14 protein-coding genes and 1 tRNA gene are annotated in these 14,183 nt (G+C 61.2%); 4 read left to right on the plus strand and 11 right to left on the minus strand.

Annotation, left to right across the window (positions count from 1 at the left end; genetic code table 11):
- Positions 1 to 2 precede the first annotated feature (2 nt).
- Positions 3 to 76 (minus strand) — tRNA-Pro (locus tag NZ705_03755).
- A 2-nt stretch (positions 77 to 78) separates the two neighbouring features.
- Here NZ705_03755 and NZ705_03760 point away from each other — a divergent pair.
- Entirely contained in the window at positions 79 to 759 is a 681-nt protein-coding gene (locus tag NZ705_03760) for a lipoate--protein ligase family protein (GenBank protein MCS7292073.1), read from the plus strand.
- Positions 760 to 957: 198 nt separating this feature from the next.
- Here NZ705_03760 and NZ705_03765 read toward each other — a convergent pair whose 3' ends face one another.
- Complete coding sequence (locus NZ705_03765; GenBank protein MCS7292074.1) at positions 958 to 2,346, minus strand: serine/threonine protein kinase; 1,389 nt, start codon at positions 2,344 to 2,346, stop codon at positions 958 to 960.
- Entirely contained in the window at positions 2,325 to 3,527 is a 1,203-nt protein-coding gene (locus tag NZ705_03770; protein MCS7292075.1) for an FIST C-terminal domain-containing protein, read from the minus strand. Before NZ705_03770 ends, NZ705_03765 begins: the two co-directional genes overlap by 22 nt.
- Before the next feature lie 62 nt (positions 3,528 to 3,589).
- On the opposite strand from NZ705_03770, the gene NZ705_03775 reads away from it, so the two are divergent.
- Positions 3,590 to 4,510 carry an isoaspartyl peptidase/L-asparaginase gene (locus tag NZ705_03775; GenBank protein MCS7292076.1) on the plus strand — a complete coding sequence of 307 codons (921 nt, stop codon included), beginning with the start codon at positions 3,590 to 3,592 and terminating at the stop codon, positions 4,508 to 4,510.
- On the opposite strand, the gene NZ705_03780 is transcribed toward NZ705_03775, so the two are convergent.
- From NZ705_03780 to gshA, 5 genes are read right to left on the minus strand one after another with little or no spacing between them, the layout of a single operon-like run.
- A complete protein-coding gene (locus NZ705_03780; protein ID MCS7292077.1) occupies positions 4,507 to 4,980 on the minus strand; it encodes an NADAR family protein in 474 nt (157 codons plus the stop codon). The two genes, NZ705_03775 and NZ705_03780, sit on opposite strands and share 4 nt — an antisense overlap.
- Entirely contained in the window at positions 4,953 to 5,888 is a 936-nt protein-coding gene (locus tag NZ705_03785) for a glycosyltransferase (protein MCS7292078.1), read from the minus strand. Before NZ705_03785 ends, NZ705_03780 begins: the two co-directional genes overlap by 28 nt.
- 8 nt (positions 5,889 to 5,896) lie before the next feature.
- On the minus strand, positions 5,897 to 6,913 hold the full coding sequence (locus NZ705_03790) for a hypothetical protein (protein MCS7292079.1): 1,017 nt from the start codon (positions 6,911 to 6,913) through the stop codon (positions 5,897 to 5,899).
- Positions 6,906 to 7,973 (minus strand): recombinase RecA, encoded by a 1,068-nt coding sequence (gene recA, locus NZ705_03795; GenBank protein MCS7292080.1) that lies wholly within the window; start codon positions 7,971 to 7,973, stop codon positions 6,906 to 6,908. Before recA ends, NZ705_03790 begins: the two co-directional genes overlap by 8 nt.
- 32 nt (positions 7,974 to 8,005) lie before the next feature.
- Positions 8,006 to 9,181, minus strand: a complete 1,176-nt coding sequence (gene gshA / locus NZ705_03800) for a glutamate--cysteine ligase (protein MCS7292081.1) — start codon at positions 9,179 to 9,181, stop codon at positions 8,006 to 8,008.
- 35 nt (positions 9,182 to 9,216) lie between these two features.
- Between gshA and NZ705_03805 the strand changes: the two genes are divergently transcribed.
- Entirely contained in the window at positions 9,217 to 10,011 is a 795-nt protein-coding gene (locus tag NZ705_03805) for an ABC transporter permease (GenBank protein ID MCS7292082.1), read from the plus strand.
- Here NZ705_03805 and NZ705_03810 read toward each other — a convergent pair.
- The 3 genes from NZ705_03810 to queG all read right to left on the minus strand — a co-directional run bounded on the left by NZ705_03810 (position 9,986) and on the right by queG (position 13,431).
- Positions 9,986 to 11,077, minus strand: a complete 1,092-nt coding sequence (locus NZ705_03810) for a WG repeat-containing protein (protein ID MCS7292083.1) — start codon at positions 11,075 to 11,077, stop codon at positions 9,986 to 9,988. The two genes, NZ705_03805 and NZ705_03810, sit on opposite strands and share 26 nt — an antisense overlap.
- Positions 11,078 to 11,157: 80 nt before the next feature.
- Positions 11,158 to 12,318 (minus strand): glucose-6-phosphate dehydrogenase assembly protein OpcA, encoded by a 1,161-nt coding sequence (locus tag NZ705_03815; protein MCS7292084.1) that lies wholly within the window; start codon positions 12,316 to 12,318, stop codon positions 11,158 to 11,160.
- Positions 12,319 to 12,501: 183 nt separating this feature from the next.
- Complete coding sequence (queG, locus tag NZ705_03820; GenBank protein ID MCS7292085.1) at positions 12,502 to 13,431, minus strand: tRNA epoxyqueuosine(34) reductase QueG; 930 nt, start codon at positions 13,429 to 13,431, stop codon at positions 12,502 to 12,504.
- Positions 13,432 to 13,515: 84 nt separating this feature from the next.
- Between queG and NZ705_03825 the strand changes: the two genes are divergently transcribed.
- The gene (locus NZ705_03825) at positions 13,516 to 14,181 is read left to right on the plus strand and encodes an SIMPL domain-containing protein (protein ID MCS7292086.1); all 666 of its coding nucleotides are present in this window, start codon (positions 13,516 to 13,518) and stop codon (positions 14,179 to 14,181) included.
- Positions 14,182 to 14,183: the final 2 nt, after the last annotated feature.

Genomic DNA, 14,183 nt, shown 5'->3' on the forward strand with positions numbered 1-14,183 from the left:
TATCGGGATGGCGGGATTCGAACCCACGACCCCTTCGTCCCGAACGAAGTGCGCTACCAAGCTGCGCTACATCCCGTCATGACCTGCACAGGCACTAGCTTAGCATTCTCTGGCCCCTGGCGGTTTGAACCGCTGCAGGTCGCTGACGGTCACACCCAGATGCAAAGGGACCTGGCGCTCTTGGCGGCTCACCAGCGGGGCGAACTGGCCGGCGCGGTACGGTTTTACCAATGGCAACCGGCGGCGATTTCCCTGGGCTATCACCAGTACCACTGGCCTGAGCATTGGGCACAGCTCACCTATCGGGGTCAACCCCTGCACTTGGTGCGCCGTCCGTCAGGGGGAAGCGCCGTGCTGCACCAGGGAGACCTGTGCTACGCGGTGGTGATAGGGGTCCCACCGGGCACTTACCGCCAGCAGATACAACGCTTGCAAAACTGGTTAATTCAGGGCTGGCGCGAACTGGGGATTTCCCTCCAACCGGGGACGGAAAAACCGCAACCAGGCGTTGCCCATTGTTTTGCCCAAGCGGCCATCACCGACCTCGTGACCCCCGCCGGCCACAAGTTCATTGGCAGCGCCCAACTGCGCCGGGGACGCAGCTTGTTGCAGCATGGGTCTATCCAGCTCCATCCCGACCCTGAGCTATGGCGTCGGGTTTTCGGCACGGAACCGCCGCCGCCTGTGGCAACCCCGCCGCTTCCGGAGCTGGTTGCCCATTTCACCGCTCTCGCCCGCACCGAATTGGCCGCCCCCTGACGAAAAGTTTTGCTTATCACTCCCTACTCGCCCATGTGTAAAGTTTTATAAATAAAGCGGTTGTAACAATCGTTACTTAAGATGGAGATAAGAAGAATTTCAGTCGAGTCACAGTTATCACGCTGAGGCTGGACTGAGGTTATTCGCTCCTGAGAAGGCTTGGTTTGGTTTCAGCCGGTAAGGTGGCCGGCTCTTTCTTTAGGGACATTCGCCCCACAGGACGTTCTGGCAGGCTTGGATCCGAGTTTCTAACTGGCGAATTTCCTGCGTACACTGCTGTTGCAGTTGGTGGACCTGCTCGGCAATGGCGCCGGGCCGTTCAATTTGCTGCAGCAGGGCGAGGGCCTTTTCCCACTGGGCCTTGGCGACTTGCAACTGTTCGAGGGTTTTGGCTTGGGTGGTCTGTTGGCTGGCCTGGGCAACCAGCGCTTGGGCTTGCGCGAATTCCGCTGGTACGGGTCGGGGCGCCCACCGTTGCCAGAGCCACCAGCCGCCGCAGACCGCCAGCACCAGAGCAGCGCCGCTGCTGACCAGCCAGGGCCACCGGTGACGGGTGGAGGGTGTCAAAACGGTCGGAGCCGGGCGCGTGGCCTCCGTTGCGGGAGTGGTCTGCTGGGGAGAAACGACCGTCGCTTCCAGGTCAGCAGGCGTCGTGGGTTCGATTTCGATGGGTTGGGTCGCCATCTCCCGATGGGTAGGTTCAGCCATGCGCAGAGCTAGGTTCGCCGCTGGCACCGGCGGCGCAATCTGCGGCAACTGGGCCAACAGCGGTTGCAAGTCCTGGAGCACCTCCTCGGCCCGCTGGTAGCGCTGGCTGAAGTGATAGCGCACCATCTTGGTCAAAATACGGGCGAGGGCGGGACTGACCTGGGCGCGGTCTTGCCAGAGAATTTCCCCTGTGTCTACGTCTTCGGGTAAATCGCGGGGATGCACCCCCGTCAGGGCCTGGATGGCCATCATCCCCAGGGCGTACAAGTCGCTGCTAAACCGGGGTTTACCGCTGGATTGTTCCGTGGGCATGTAGCCTTGGGTGCCAATCCCCACCGTTTGGCTGGCCTCGGTGGGCGTCGCGCCAATCGGCAACTGCTTCACCGCGCCAAAGTCAATGAGCACCAAATTCCCATCCCCTTGCCGGCGGATTAGGTTGCTGGGTTTCAGGTCGCGGTGGATGACACCTCGGTCGTGGATGAATTTCAAAATCTGCAGCACGTCCACCAGAAAGGTCAACACCCAGCCTTCGTCAAACACCCGCCCCGGCACCAGCTCCTGGGCCAGGGTGTGCCCCGGAATGAATTCCTCGACTAGGTAAAACTCCTGATTTTGCTCAAAAAAAGCCAGCAGTTGGGGGATTTGGGGATGGCGCAGTTTTTCTAGGATTTCTGCTTCCTTATAAAACAGGCGCCGCGCGACCTCCATCGCCTTGGGGTCCTGACTGCCGTGCAGCATCTTCACGACGCACTGGGGCTGACCAGGGCGCTTGGTGTCCTGGGCGAGAAAGGTTTTGCCGAACCCCCCCGCCGCCAGGGTGGCGATGATGCGATACCGCCCGTCCAGCAGTTGGTTGATCACGGCGTCCCGACGTACCACAACGCAAAGACGGCGGTGTAGCCGTGCAGGTGCGTGGTGTGGCCCACCGGCCCGATTTCCCCGTTGCAAAAGCACCCCGCCAGCGTGGTCCCCGGTAAATAGCGCTGGAACAGGTGGGAGTCCACGTTGGGTCGCCCGTACAGGTGTTGCCCCCGCCCCAAACAGGCAAACATCAGGGCACCCAAAGGAGGTTCAGGATGGTGCCGGACATGGGCCGCCAAGAGCTGCTGCAGGTCGGTCAGGGAAGCCTGGGCGTCCCGCAGGTGAAATTGCACCCGTTGCCCCGGTCGCACCCGGTCGCCGATGGCAATCGCGCCGTGCCGTGGGTCAATTCCCAGCAAATTGCGGATCAAAAAATCGGTGGGCGCCAGCTCCTGCTTGAACTCGTCGCTCACAACGCCGATGTGCAACCCCGATTGCGCCAGTTGCCGGTCGGCCTCGTCCAGGTTTTGGATCAGGGTTTGCAGCACCTGCAAAGGCGGCCGGTCCTCTAGCCCCAAGATGATGTTGCGCTCGCCACGGGTGACCCGGTAGGGCTGGCCAATCGGACGACACCCCTGGGCTACAATCGCTTCCGCCCGTAGGCCCGACAAGGCGACGCCCACAACCCCTTGGGAGAGCACCTCCTGCTGGTAGAACAACCCATCGCCGACCAACCCGCCGACTTTGACGCTGCGGGGATAGGCGTAGTCTAACCCCTGGAGCACATCGGGAATCCGGCTGGTGGCGGGGTCGGCCAACAGGATGAAATGGGGTTCTTGGGCGGGGTCCACGCCAATGAGGTCTATCCAGGCCTGGGGCGGGCTATCCAAATCCGGTAAATCCTGGGGATACAGCACAAACGGCTGCACCTGCACCCCCGGTAGACGGGCCACGCTCAGGGCCAGGGCGGGTTTGCCCTCCACCTCTTGCGCCACGCCACTGGGCAACGACCCCACAACGCCGCTGGCCCCACAGCCAATCAAACACCGGATGGGGAGTGCTTCATGCAACAGGGGCAACAACCGCACATACTCGCTGGCAAAACTGTCGCTGATGAACACCAGGGCCACGTCTGCCGTCCCGACCGACCGCACCTGGGCTGTTACCTCCTGAATCGCCCGCTCCAGGGACACTTGCGTGGACAGGGCGTTGAGCCACTGGGGTGACGGCTGGGTTTCCGCAGGGATAAAGCGTTCCATTGCCGAATTAAAATTAGGTCGCTTTTTTCCTATTATCAATACCAGTCAGTGTAGCCGATGGGATGGCATTTGTGGACGGGCCGTATCAGGTGGCGACCATCAGGGCAACGGACGGCCCCCAGGTGGTGATCCACGGTGGCGCTGGGGCCACGTTGAAATCCCAACAGTCGGTGATGCCTATTCGGGCTTCGCTCCACCGCATTGTCCGTACCCTCTATGACCAGTTGCAGCAGGGGGCCAGCGCCATTGCGGTGGTGGTGCAGGGGTGTCAGATGCTCGAGGACGACCCTCTGTTCAACGCGGGGACGGGGGCGGTGTTGCAGTCCGACGGGCAAGTGCGTCTGAGCGCAGCCCTGATGGACGGCCATACCCAGACCTTCAGCGGCGTGATCAACGCCCAGCGGGTGCGCTACCCGATTCAACTGGCCCACTTTTTGCAAACCCAACCTGACCGAGTGATTGCCGATGTGGGGGCTATCGAGCTGGCGCGCGAGTTGCAGCTCCCGCCCTACAACCCGGTAACGCCCCAGCGCCTGCAGGAATGGGTAAACCAGACCCGGGATGGGGCCGTGATGAACCTGGTAGCAGACATGGGCACGATTGGCGTGGTGGCGCGCGATAACCACGGGCGTCTGGCGGTGGGCACCTCCACCGGCGGCAAGGGCGGCGAACGCATCGGGCGGGTGAGCGATTCGGCTATGCCCGCCGGTACCTATGCCAACCACCAGGCGGCGGTCAGTTGTACTGGGATCGGCGAAGACATTATTGACGAATGCCTAGCGGCGCGGATTGTGATTCGGGTAACGGATGGGTTGACGCTGGCCGAGGCGTTTGAGCGGTCGTTTCGAGAAGCGGCGCAACGCGGACGAGACTTGGGCGCCATTGGCCTGGATGTTCACGGCAACATCGCTTGGGGGAAGACCACCGACATCCTCCTGGCCGCCTACGCCAATGGGACGGGTATCCAGGACACCTTGAGTTAACGGGCCTGCCGCAATTCGGCCCGCACCTGCATGAGAATCCGGCCTAGGTGGTTGCAACCACTGCCATCGGGACCGCACCCCCAGTAGCCATCGGTGGGGGAATTTTCGATGAGTTCGGCGTCGCCCGTGGCCAACAACTTCTCGGCCAGGTCAGGGTGGCTGCGAAATTTACAGCGCACTGCTTTGAGCATCACGTCGCGTTTGATGTGGTCCCAGTCGGGTCGCCGCTGATATTGGGGATTTCTGCCAGTTTGCGCCGCCTGCTCAGGGGTCGGTAGTCGCCGAATGTGCTCCACCAAGTCCGCATGGGGCGTCCCGACAAACTTCTGGGCCTGGTAGTAATGCTCGACGGTGGGCCAGGTGTGCCCGTCGAGGTCAATGGGGTGAGGTGAAAAATTCGACAAAAAACCGTAGGGCTCATCCACGCGGTAGAAGTAAATCTTCATGGCTGTCGGGTCTGCTGCTGCCATTGCCGGTAAGCGGCATAGACCGCCTGCACCTGGTAGCGGTTGAGAAACAGGCGGGAGAGTTCCCAGGCCCAATCGCCGCGTCCCTGGTCAATCAGCCACTGCAGCAAGGGCGCCAGGGTGCGCTCGTTCAACAGGCCCCCAAGCGACAACACCTCCCACAAAAGCCAGTGTAGCCACGTCATCTGAATCATCAGCCGCACCTCCCAGGTGGGATGTTTTTGGTAGAAAAGCAAACCCATTTTGGCCCGCTGGATTTCCTTGTCAATCAGGCGGGGAATTTGCTCCAGGGTAAAAGGCGGACGCCAATGATACCCCACCGCCTGCGGGCACGGCACCAGCACCAACCCTAGTTTTTTCAAGCGCACCCCCAGTTCCAAATCCTCCCAGCCGTAGAACTGAAAATCCGGGTCAAAGCCGCCTGCCGCCTCTAACCAGGTTTTGGCAATCGCGACGTTACCGGTGGCAAAAAACGCCCGCGACATATCTGTTAATTTGAAGGGTTCCTGCGTGGGGTTCTCGAAATTGGAGGTATTCACCACCCGCCCATAGGTGAAACATTTGCAATGCCCCAATCGCCGGTACGCCGCCTGGAGTTGTTCCGCATGGGCGCGCAAAAACACTGGCGTCACCACCAGGTCGCTATCAATAAACACAATCGTATCGCCCTGGGCTTGGGCCACCCCCAAGTTGCGGGCGGCTGCCGGTCCCTGGTGCGCCTGGGTGTACCACCGCACTCGGGGCAATTCCGCTTGGTGAGCCTGTAACCACGTCAAGGTATCGTCCGTTGACCCGTCGTCTACCACAATCACTTCATACGGCCCCGCCCAATCCTGGTGCGCCAGGGCGTATAGGGCCTTGGCCAGGATAGGCCGCCGGTTGTAGGTGGGAATGACCACACTCAAAAACATGGCCGCCCCTACTCCTCGTACTGCCAGGGTTCCGTCAGGTGTTCGGGGTCGAAAATTTGGGGCGCCCGCAGGGCCAGAATCAATCGTCCCAACAGCGGTGCCGTCGGTAACGCCGGGAACCAACGCAATTCCACCCGCCCTTCCTGGACGGCCAAAAAATAGGCATCGCTTTGCCAGTCTGTGGCTTCCCGGTCCACCACCAGCAACACGGGTTCCTGCACCCCCATTTCCGGTAACTGCGGAGCCAGGAGAGCTAGCGGCGCTTGCGCTGCCCGGAGCACGGGCCATCCCGGCAAAGCCACCACCTGGGGCATCCCCGTCACGACGCCAAACGGCGGCTGGGGCTGGGCCACCGGCGTCTCCCGCCACTGGGCCTCGCTGATGGGTAACTGGCCCGCCAGCGTCAAAATCAGGGGCTGCTCCAGGGCCGATTCCAACCGGTACCAGGGCAAGCGAGGCGGCGTGGGTAACGGCTCCAGCTGGCCAGGGTCTAACAGTTGCTCCAGGGCGACACGGGCGCTTTCGCTGTGGGCAAACCGCAACCCCCGCGCCAGTAAACGGCTCCGGTCGGCGCTCGTAGGTTTTTGGCGCAGCAGTCGCCAGCACTGGAATGCCACCGCATCCCCCGGATGGTCACTGAATTCGGGCGGCACGCGGTACTGGCTCAATTCCTTCATCGCTTTGACCACATCGCGGGTGGTGGCGGCATCCAGGCGCTTTTCGCGGACAAAGGCGGCGCAGGCTAGGCGCTGGGACTGGGACAACAGCCGCAGTTCGTAGAGCAGGTCGCTCCCCTGGTGACGGAAATAGTCCTGCAGGTCCGGCTGGGCTTGCAGCGAGCTGAACACTTGGCTGGCGACGATCAGGCGATTTTGGGTGCTGGGTTCAATGCCCGTCTCCTCAAAGATGGCCTCGGCGCGCCAACCGGCTTTTTGCAACTGCTGGCACAGGTATCCCCATTCCACCCAGGTGCCTTCGCGCCGCCGCAGTTGTTGCAACCAGGACTGGTGCTGGGGGTCACTCATCAGCGGGTTCCACGTCCGGTTCCAGGTCCTCAAGGGTGGGAGTCGCCGTCGGAATGGTCACGGCACCCATCTCCAGTTGCTGGCGCACCTGTTGTTCAATCGCCTCTCGCACCGCCGGATTTTCCTCCAAAAATTGCAGGACGTTTTCCCGCCCCTGGGCCAGGTTTTCGCCCTGATAGCTGTACCAGGCGCCCTTGCGCTTGACAATCCCCACCTGCTCGGCGATGTCCAGCACGCACCCGGCCTGGGAGATGCCCTTGCCAAAAATAATGTCAAATTCCGCCAGCCGGAAGGGGGGGGCCACCTTGTTTTTGGCGACCTTCGCTCGGACGCGAATCCCGTACTCCTCCGTCCCCCGTTTCAAGGTTTGCAGCCGCCGCACATCCAGCCGCACCGACGCATAGAACTTCAGGGCGTTGCCGCCGGTGGTGGTTTCGGGGTTGCCGTAGGTGACGCCGATTTTTTGCCGCAGTTGGTTCAAAAAGATCAAAATGCAACCGGTTTTGCTGATGTTGCCAGTGATTTTGCGCAGGGCCTGGCTCATCAAGCGCGCCTGCAACCCCATGTAGGCGTCCCCCATTTCCCCCTCGATTTCCGCCTTAGGCACCAGGGCCGCCACCGAGTCTACCACCACGATGTCTACCGCCGCCGAGCGCACCAGGGAGTCCACAATTTCTAGGGCGGCTTCCCCGTAGTCCGGTTGCGACACCAGCAGGTTAGCGACATCCACCCCCAAAGCAGCCGCGTAGGCGGGGTCGAGGGCGTGCTCTGCATCCACAAACGCGGCAATGCCCCCCCGCTTTTGCACCTCCGCCACGGCGTGCAGGGCCACCGTCGTTTTCCCCGAACTCTCGGGACCGTAAATTTCGATGACCCGTCCTTTCGGCAGTCCACCGCCAAGGGCCAAATCCAGGGTCAGGGCGCCGCTGGGCACGGTTTCCACCCGGATGCGCGAGGCGTCCCCCAGGCGCATGATCGCCCCCTTGCCAAAGGACTTTTCAATCTGCTGCATGGCCAGGGTCAAAGCTTTTTGCTTATCGGAGTTGGGGGCGGTGGTCATAGGCGGTCGGAAACGCAGGGTGTGGTTCTATTTTACGCCGCCTGCGGCAAACACAGGGCCTCGGCCAGGGCGAGTTCCCGCTGGTGCATGGTTCGGATGGCCTGTTGCAAGATAGCCGGCAGCGATTGCCCCTGCGCGTGGGCGGCCAACCACTGCTGGGCCTCGTTGCCCTCGGCAAGAATGGTGCGCAGCGGCGACAAAAAACAGGCAAACCCCTGGGCGGTCGGGGTGACCTGCTCCAGAAGCTCGGCAATCCAATCCCTAGCGCGGATAGAACGCCCGTCCTGCCAGTGGGTCAACACGCTGTCGAGGCTGTGGCGTGCGGCGGCCTGGGCGTTGGCGTCGGCTTGAACCCGCAAGTCTTCGGCGCGCGCGCGCGGCCAGGGATGGTCGTACAGGGGGTCGAGACGTGGGTCCTGCAGCAGTTGCAGCAGGCGGGCCTCCAGCAGGGCGGTCACGGCCAGCAGATGCACCGGATCACTTATAAGGTCACAGATGCGCAGTTCCAGTCGGTTGAGGTCGTAGGGGCGCCGGTTGCCGTTGGGTCGCACGCTGCACCACAGATGCCGCACATTCTGCATCACGCCCGCCTGGAGTTGGGTCTCGGTCCAGCGGATGAAGTGGCGGTGATTGAGAAATAAGGGCACATGCGGCGGCGTATGGGGAAAGATATGCCAGCGGGTGCTGTGCCAACCGGTCAGGTGCCCATCCAGCCAGGGGGACGAGGCGCTCAAGGCCAGGTACAGGGGGGCTTCTACCCGCACCAGCCGACAGGCCCGCAGCAGGGTTTCCGGCTCGTCAATCCCGATATTGATGTGGACGCTGGCGGTCACCACCCGGGCGCCGTAGGTGCGTTCGATGAAGCTGTGGTAGGGGTTGCGGGGGTCGGCCCGCTCAAAGACGCTGCTATCGCCGAGCGCCAGGGTGCTGCCAGGAATGAGGGTATAATCCCCCAGGGTGCGCAAAAACTGCCGCAGTCGCTGGCGCGGTTGCACTAGGTCGCACAGGAGTTGCTCGTAGCGCTGGCGGGGGGGCGTGGTGTACTCCACATTGCGGCGGTCCGGCTCCCAGGCAAATCCTGGCAAGGCCCGCACAATCTGGTCTGCCAGCCCAACAACGGTTCCCTGGGGCGTGCCCGTGTAGAGTTCGATTTCAAAGCCCTTGCACAGCATTGGCAGTCCACCCTCTACACTAGGAAGCCAGGGCACGCAGCCATCATCCCAATGTTCGGAGTCAACGGGTCATGGGTTGGAGAAAGGGGGTCCAAGGGAGCATCAGCGCTTGGGGAGTTTATTCCGTCTGGCGACGCCACCTGAAAGTCTATCAGAATACCTGGTTGGTGAATAGCTTACCGCCCCTGTCGGAGCCCATTCTCTATCTCATTGCCTTTGGGTTTGGCCTGACGCCCTTGATCCCCACCCTAGACTACCAGGGGCAAACCGTGACCTACATGCAATTTATTGGGCCAGGGATGATTGCTGTGGGGGTGCTCTTCCAGAGTTTTTTTGAGGGGGCCTACGGCAGTTTCATCCGGCTGCAGATGCAAAAGACCTGGCACGCGCTGCTGACGGCGCCTTTGACCTTTACTGAGGTGTTTTTAGGGGATTGGCTGTGGGCGGCCACGCGGGGACTCTTTGCCGGTCTGACCACCGGTTTGGTGGTGGTGGGGCTGGGGCTCTATCCGGCGGTGGGGTTGCTGGTCTCCCTGCCGTGGCTCGTCCTGGGGGCGCTCCTTTTTGGGGGCATTGGTCTGTTGACGGCGGGGATGGTGCGCACGGTGGACCAGATCAACGTGCCTACGTTTCTGGTGGTGGTGCCCATGTTTGTCCTGTGCGGGACGTATTTCCCACGCGACAACCTACCGCCGGTGTTGGCCGTCTTGGCCCAGCTTTTACCCCTGTCGGCCCTGGTGGACCTATTGCGCTGGCCGTTGGCCTGGCCACCTTTTGCTCCGCTGCTGGTAGCCTGGCTGCTGGTGTGGGTGGCCGGTTTGGGGCTATGGGCCTGGCGGACTATTTATCCCCTGGTGTATCGCTGAGGGACTGTTCCATGGCAATGCGCAGCGCCGGCGGAAACACCGGCTGACCGCTGCGATTGATGTAGCCCCACTCGTTGTGGAACTTCACCGGCGCTACCCCTTCGGCAAAGGATTCGGCGTTGTCAAACTGGCAGGGAATCACCAGCGTCCCTGTGCTGTCAATGTAGCCCCACTTGCCGTTTTGGCGCACCAGGGCCAGCCCCTCGCTAAAGTACCACGCCTCGTCAAAGCGGTAGGGAATGACCAACTGCCCTTGGCGGTTGATATAGCCCCAGCGGAACCGCCATTGTACCGCCGCCAGCCCCTCGGTAAATTTGAGGGCTTGGTGGAATTGGGGGCCGATTTCCCATTGCCCGCTGGTGTTGATATAGCCCCACAGGCCGTCCTGGTTGACCGCCGCTAAGCCCTCATGAAACGGCTGCGCCCAGTTAAAAAACTCGCCGATGACCACCCGCCCTTTTTCGTCAATATAACTCCAGGCGTTGCCCTGCTTGACCCGCGCTAAACCATCGGAAAAGCTGAAGACATTATCGAACCGGCAGGGGATCACCAGGCGTCCGGAACGGTTGATGTAGCCCCATCGGTTACCCCGTTGGACTGCCGCCAAGCCCTCTTTGAAGTTCAACACCCGGTCGTACTGGCAGGGGACCACCACCTGACCCGCCTTGTTGATGAAGCCCCACTTACCGCCCTGCTTCACCGCCGCCAGGCCCTCACTGAAATCCAGCGCCCGTTCAAAGGTCAGGGGAATCACCCCATCGCCTTTCTTGTTGATGTAGCCCCACTTGTCCTCCAACTCGACCGCCGCCAACCCTTCGCTGAAGGAGCGGGCATCGGTGTAGCGCAACGGGATCACCAGCGTTCCTGAATGGTCAATGTAGCCGTGCCAGTTTCCCTGCTTGACCAGCGCTCGGCCACCGACAAACCGCTGCGCGCCGTCAAAGTGAAAGGCAAACGACGGGCGAAGGCGTTCAACATAGGCTAGCCCCTGGGGGAGAAACCACCCTTCCACCAGCGCAGTTACTCCCATTCCCAGGAACAACCGACGACGCCAGCCTCGCGGCATACCCCATGTGAGTGTGAGAGATCTCTTCTGTTTTCAGACATCTCCCACCCGTTGTCGAGCTTTATGACGAAATCGTTACATCAAGACGGTAGGGTTTGGAGCAGGGCGACGGTCACGGCTAGGCTTTCCTGGAAGAGCAGGCTCTGCTGGCCCCAGCGCTGGATTTGTTGACCCAGCAGGGTTTCCGCCGGTATATCTCGCAGGGTGGTTACCTGTTCCACGCGGCAAAATTCCGCCTTGCCGCCCCCTTCTAGGCGCATACAACCGCTGGTTTCTGAGCAGAGCACGGTGCAGCACTTGGCTTCCGGTTGAGTCGAATCTAGCCGCAGTCCCAGCAAGTCGCCGATGACTGTGCCGCTATCTGCCACCGGCAGCCCCACCAGTTCGGCCTTGATTTCCTGACCCGTGGGAGCGTGACAGACAAAGCGATACACATCGGCGTCCCCCCGCTCGATAGCGGAGGACTGGGGCACCCAATGCAAGCGGCTGGCCAGCCAGCCGAGAAAGAGCAACGCCTGGGCGGGATTCCCCTTTTCGTAATCAATCCGCACTTGGTCAATCTTGGGTAGGTCGGCGCGCCGGTCGGGGGGGTCAAAGGCCTCCGCTGTCAACTCCTGCCAGCTACTCAACCGGCTCCAGTTCAGATCCGCCAGGGGCACATTCAGTCGCACCAGCCGGTCTAGCGCCAGTAGTCCCTGAACGGCGTCGGGAAAGGTGGCCGAGTCCACCAGCACCCGCATACCCCCCGTCTCCCGCAGGTGCAACAGTCCCTGTAACAAGGGGTCATCGGGGTCCGGCTGGGCTTGCCACCACAAGTAGGTCGGCAAATCCCCAATCAACAGGGCGTTGATGAGTCCGAGAGAACGCTCCAGCACCGCTCGCGAACCCGTCAATGTAATGTACTCGCAGCAGATGAGATTGCTTTGGTATCGCTTTTGCAGAGGACAGTAGGCCGCCACCTGCGCCGACAGGGGTACCTCCTCTGGGTCGTTCTGGGAACGTAGGTGGATGACGCGGCAGGGATTTTGCACCGCCAACCCCTCGACCGATAGCGCGGTCTGGGCGGCCACATCTGGCGATTCATAGACCACGAGGGTAAACGTTGCTGCCCGAACCGCTTGGGGCCCTGCGTCCTCATCTCCACCCACCCCCAGCCAAATTTGGCTTAACTCCGATTCAATCTGACCAATGGAAACCTCTTTGGGGGTTTGCAGAGCCATAACCGCTTCGGTTGTCACCATCGCTTTTACGACCCTCCCACTGCCCTGCACTTCCTATGGTAAGGGTCGTACCGCACTTGCCCACCGGAATTTAAGACCGGCTACAGGTTCACCCAGCAAGACAGGTCATCGCTTGGGTCGCAGGGCGCAGCTCCATCCTTCCTGAGACCTACGACACTGGGAAATCTTCAGGTTGTCGGGCGGTTAACTATCTTCAGAGTGGCCGTTTTTTCTGGGGATATTCAACAAAGCCCGCGCATTCCGTCGCCACATGGCGGGTTTGATGCGTCGCAAGGCGGACCCCCGCAGCGTCCGGTCCCACGTGTCAGTATCCATTTCTGCCCATGCCTGCAGAGGGAGTTGGGGTAACCGGGGTTTGAATTCGTCCACATCGGTGGGCTGGGCAAAACGCTGGTTCCAGGGACAGACCTCTTGGCAAATGTCACAGCCGGCCAACCAACCCTCTAAACGCGCAGCGATGTCCGGGGGCAATTCCGGTTGCCGGTTTTCGATGGTGTGATAGGCCAAACAACGACGGCTATCCACGACAAAGGGACGGACGATGGCCCCGGTCGGACAAGCAGTTATACAGCGGGTGCAGGTGCCGCAGTGTTCCGTGTGGGGTGGGTCGGGTTCTAACGCCAGGGTGGTCAATAGTTCCCCCAGCACCACCCAAGAACCGTACTGGCGGGTGATGAGATTGGCGTTTTTCCCGACCCATCCTAAACCGGCCCATTCCGCCCAGAGTTTATCTTCCACCGGCCCCGTATCAACATAGACACGGGTTTGACAGTCGGGAGCTTGGTCTTTGAGCCATTGCGCCAGCGCTTTCAGTCGTCGCCCGACAACCCGGTGATAGTCCCGACCCCAGGCGTAACGAGCAATTTTGCCAACTTTTGGTTGTTCTCCTGGCCAGTAGTAATTCAGGGCAACGGCGATAACCGACTTCACGCCCGGTAAAACCCGCTCGATGCGCTGGCGTCGCTCATCGGTTAACCAATGCATGTCGGCATGGTAACCCGCCGCTAACCACTCGGCCAAGTGTGAGCGGGGCGCCGGTTCGACCGCCGCAATCCCAACTCGATGAAACCCCAATCGCCGCGCCTGCTCTTTGACTTGCTGGGCATTGACCATCGACGCTGCTCCCCTTTCCATTCTAGGGCGGAACTCTGGGACAGGGACGCGGGTCTGAAGGCGGTGGTTTTGGGGTAACGCGTTATGCAACGGTGGATAGGGTTGAGTGTCTTGCTGCTAGGGTTATGGCAACCGGTGGCCGGGGCGCAGATGAAAGAACGGGTTTTGCAAGTAACAGGCCAGGGAATGGTGACCTTGCCCACCCAACTGGCGGAAGTGGAAGTCGGAGTGGAAATTCGGGGCAACAGCGCCAACCAGGTGCAAACCGAAATTGCCCAGCGCATGAATCGCCTGGTCCAAACACTCCGGCAACGCCAGGCTGAAAAAATTAACACCACTGCCTTGAGTTTAAGCCCGCTCTACGGCGAACGTCAGCAACTCGTTGGGTTTCTTGGTCGCAGCGCCGTTGAATTTCGCCTACCCATCCCGCAAGCAGGCGCTGTGGTGGATGAACTGATTGCCCAAGGTGCGAATCAAATCACTCGGTTACAATTCATCGCCAGCGATACGGCCCTCGAACAGGGACGCACGCAAGCCCTACAGATGGCGGTTCAGGACGCCCAACGCCAGGCCCAAACGGTGTTAGCTGCGCTCCAACTAACGCCTAAAGAGGTGGTCAATGTCCAAATTCTCAGTGCCAGCTTGCCGGCGCCCCAACCGGTAGCCTTTGCTGAACGGCGCTTCAGCACCCCCATCGTTGGCGGGGAACAGATGGTGCAGGCCCAAGTGCGGCTGGAGATTCGCTACTGAGT

This window comes from Gloeomargarita sp. SKYB120, assembly GCA_025062155.1.
In the GTDB taxonomy this organism is placed as follows: Bacteria; Cyanobacteriota; Cyanobacteriia; order Gloeomargaritales; family Gloeomargaritaceae; genus Gloeomargarita.

Bases quoted from the DNA above. Each gene is read 5' to 3' on its own strand.
- NZ705_03760 (MCS7292073.1), top strand. From the start codon at position 79: ATGACCTGCACAGGCACTAGCTTAGCATTCTCTGGCCCCTGGCGGTTT.
- NZ705_03770 (MCS7292075.1), bottom strand. From the start codon at position 3,527: ATGGAACGCTTTATCCCTGCGGAAACCCAGCCGTCACCCCAGTGGCTC.
- NZ705_03780 (MCS7292077.1), bottom strand. From the start codon at position 4,980: ATGGCAGCAGCAGACCCGACAGCCATGAAGATTTACTTCTACCGCGTG.
- queG (MCS7292085.1), bottom strand. From the start codon at position 13,431: ATGGTCAATGCCCAGCAAGTCAAAGAGCAGGCGCGGCGATTGGGGTTT.
- recA (MCS7292080.1), bottom strand. From the start codon at position 7,973: ATGACCACCGCCCCCAACTCCGATAAGCAAAAAGCTTTGACCCTGGCC.
- NZ705_03810 (MCS7292083.1), bottom strand. From the start codon at position 11,077: ATGCCGCGAGGCTGGCGTCGTCGGTTGTTCCTGGGAATGGGAGTAACT.
- NZ705_03815 (MCS7292084.1), bottom strand. From the start codon at position 12,318: ATGGTGACAACCGAAGCGGTTATGGCTCTGCAAACCCCCAAAGAGGTT.
- NZ705_03805 (MCS7292082.1), top strand. From the start codon at position 9,217: ATGGGTTGGAGAAAGGGGGTCCAAGGGAGCATCAGCGCTTGGGGAGTT.
- NZ705_03825 (MCS7292086.1), top strand. From the start codon at position 13,516: ATGCAACGGTGGATAGGGTTGAGTGTCTTGCTGCTAGGGTTATGGCAA.
- NZ705_03775 (MCS7292076.1), top strand. From the start codon at position 3,590: ATGGCATTTGTGGACGGGCCGTATCAGGTGGCGACCATCAGGGCAACG.
- NZ705_03790 (MCS7292079.1), bottom strand. From the start codon at position 6,913: ATGAGTGACCCCCAGCACCAGTCCTGGTTGCAACAACTGCGGCGGCGC.
- NZ705_03785 (MCS7292078.1), bottom strand. From the start codon at position 5,888: ATGTTTTTGAGTGTGGTCATTCCCACCTACAACCGGCGGCCTATCCTG.